Origin of the sequence: Caballeronia sp. AZ10_KS36 (assembly GCF_023631105.1) — a bacterium.
In the GTDB taxonomy this organism is placed as follows: domain Bacteria; phylum Pseudomonadota; class Gammaproteobacteria; order Burkholderiales; family Burkholderiaceae; genus Caballeronia.
The window spans coordinates 1-2,619 of the sequence record NZ_JALQDQ010000059.1 but is presented as its reverse complement, the minus strand read 5'-3'; the positions used below and the strand labels follow the sequence as shown (position 1 = coordinate 2,619).

Here is a 2,619-nt window from a genome sequence, read left to right as displayed (position 1 = left end):
TGTTGCCTTTCGCCGTAAAGGAGCCGGGTGTTTTCGGCGTAATGGCGCCAGCGAAGGGCGCCTGATTCGGGGCTCGAACGGGGATCAAGAATCCTTGTTTTTACCTCCTTTCGCAAGTGCTGATTTGTTGCTTTCGGGCATCGGGCGTGGAACACGGTAGCTCTCGCCGTCGAGCACGACGCGGTATGCGGCATGTCGCAGACGATCAAGCGTTGCGGCACCGAGCATTTTGTTGGTCGCGAACGCGTCGCCCCATTCGGTAAAATCCAAATTACTCGTTAAGACGGTCGACGTACGCTCGTACCTCTCGGCAATCAGATCGTGGAAGTCTTCGTCTTCGGGCGTGCGCATGGGTTTCAGTCCAAAGTCGTCAATGATGAGCAGCGGCACCTTGGCAAGCGCCTGGAAGCGTCGGTCGTAGGAGCCGACGGCTTGCGCGTTGCGTAGCGCGCCGAGAAGCCGGGTTTGGGTCATGAACAGGACATCGTGACCTTGCCGGGCGGCGGAGTGGCCCAGTGCCTGCGCCAGATGGCTTTTGCCCGTTCCACACGGACCGGCGATTAGCACGCTGACCTTCTCATCGATGAAGCGGCAGGTCGCCAGATCATGGACGACGGCGCGATTAAGGTTGGGCAGCCGGTCGAAGTCGAAACCTTCCAGTGTCTTCTGGCCACGGAAGTTCGCGCGGCGCATGCGGGCGTCGAGCTTTCGATGATCGCGCCGTGCGATCTCGTCCTGGATGAGCAATGTCAGGAAATCGGTATAGGCGAGCTTACGGTCGATGGCTTCACGGTTGCGCGCTTCGAGCGTGTCGAGGATGCCGGACAGTCGCAGTTGCTTAAGGGAAGACGTGAGTTCGGGAATTGGATTCATGTTCAATGGATAAGCAGAGTCTGGGTATCGCGGCAGAAGCGGCCGCCGTGGGTGTAGGTACTCGCGCCCGATTCAATGGGCTCGGTCGACAGCCAGGTCTGATCAAGGCCTTTCTGCAGGATCAGCTTGACGGCTTTGTAGCTTGGCGTACCGAAGTGATTCGCTCGACGGCAGGCCGCCTCCAGGCGGGACGCGCCGAACTGCTGAGCGAAGCGCAGCACGCCCTGTACGGCGCGCAGCTTGATGAGAACCTGATCGCCGAAGAGCGCGTGAACAAGCGCGTAACACGACGGCCCGATACGCTGCGCTTCTCTCAGGCACCATTGGGTGTCGTGCATTTGCCAGGCCTGTGCTGCTGGCGGCATGTGATCGGCCACCGTGCTACGCGTTCCTGGCGCAGTCTGGCGGACATGCGATGCTGACAGTTCGTGCTCGTAGTAAACCTGCACCATGGTGGCGGTTGCCTTGAGCCACAGCTCTTTACCGGCAAGCCGGAACGGCACGGAATAGTAGGCGCGCTCGAATTGCACATGGGCGTCGCGATGGACCTTCACGCGCGCCCAGGTTGCCAGCTCGGGCGGCACATCGGGAAGCGGCTGCAACAGCGCCTGTTCGACATCCTCGAAACGCTTGAGCGGCACCTCGCGCGTCGTGCCATGCGTCCGGGTGCTGGCCTCTTGCATCACCCAGGCTTGCGCTTGCCGGTTGGCGTCGTCCAGATCACGAAATTCGCGAAGAGGAAGGAAGCTCGACTTCACGTATTTGACGCCCGATTCGACAATTCCCTTTTTAGCCGGGTCCCTGGGCGGACACGGATCGATCTTGAACGAATACCCTTCGGCGCATTGCGCATACGCCCGCTGGACTTCGGGTTCGTAGATACAGGCCTTGACGATGGCACACTTGGGGTTATCGATGGTGACGCGTCCCACTACGCCATTGAACCATTCGAAGGCGTGACGATGACATAGCAACCATGTGTCGACGCTCTGGTCGCGGACAAACTCGACGTATTGATGCCGCGACCAGCACAAGGTCATCACGAAGAACCACGTCTTGTGGACCTCGCCCGTGTGCGCGTCCGTGATGGTCGGACCTGCGCCGAAATCAACCTGCGCGGCTTCTGCAGGTTTGAACTCCAGCCGCATCGGTACATCCGGCGTGAGCTCCGCCTTCAATTGCTGAAGTAGCCTGTAGACGGATGAGTAGCTTCCCGCGTAGCCGTGGTTGCGCACCAGCGCGCTGTGAATCGTCGTGCCGGGCACGCCCGCGTCGTGCCACTGGGCAATCTGCTCGCGCCACGGCTCGGCCGACGAGATACAGCTCGCAGGCAGGAACTCCCTTCGGCTGAACGCTGAAGCAAGCTGCGCGTCATCCGGCAGAGCGTTGTCCGGAGAAAGCCACCCCCGCTCGGTTGCGATCTCCCGTACGGCTGCCAGCTTCTTACGGCCCATGATCTTCGAGCGGTCGATATCCCGGTCGGAGTCACCCTGGCGCATTCGCACCAGAACCTGTCGATATTGGTACATCTCGAACTTCCTCTTCAAGCCACCCTCCGGAGCAAATGCGTGCCACGAGGGTAGCGGTTGGCGAAGTTCGAGCGCCCGACTCAGACGCCAGTGGCGCCTTTATGGCGAAAATCTACTGGCGCCTATACGCCGAAAGACTTGTGGCGCCTAAACGCCGAAAAGTCCCCGGCGCCTTTATGCCGAAAACGGTTTGGCTCCTTAGCGGCGAAAGTTCACA

The 2,619-nt window shown here is 60.4% G+C and carries 2 protein-coding genes; both read right to left on the bottom strand.

Annotated elements, in window-relative coordinates:
* Nucleotides 1–84: 84 nt before the first annotated feature.
* Nucleotides 85–873 (bottom strand): IS21-like element helper ATPase IstB, encoded by a 789-nt coding sequence (istB, locus tag NCR35_RS29650; RefSeq protein ID WP_034472196.1) that lies wholly within the window; start codon nucleotides 871–873, stop codon nucleotides 85–87.
* A gap of 2 nt (nucleotides 874–875) precedes the next feature.
* Nucleotides 876–2,402: an IS21 family transposase gene (gene istA, locus NCR35_RS29645; protein ID WP_250537445.1), complete on the bottom strand. Its 1,527-nt coding sequence runs from the start codon at nucleotides 2,400–2,402 to the stop codon at nucleotides 876–878.
* Nucleotides 2,403–2,619: the final 217 nt, after the last annotated feature.

Coding starts and splice junctions, on each gene's coding strand:
- istA (WP_250537445.1), bottom strand. CDS start 2,402: ATGTACCAATATCGACAGGTTCTGGTGCGAATGCGCCAGGGTGACTCC.
- istB (WP_034472196.1), bottom strand. CDS start 873: ATGAATCCAATTCCCGAACTCACGTCTTCCCTTAAGCAACTGCGACTG.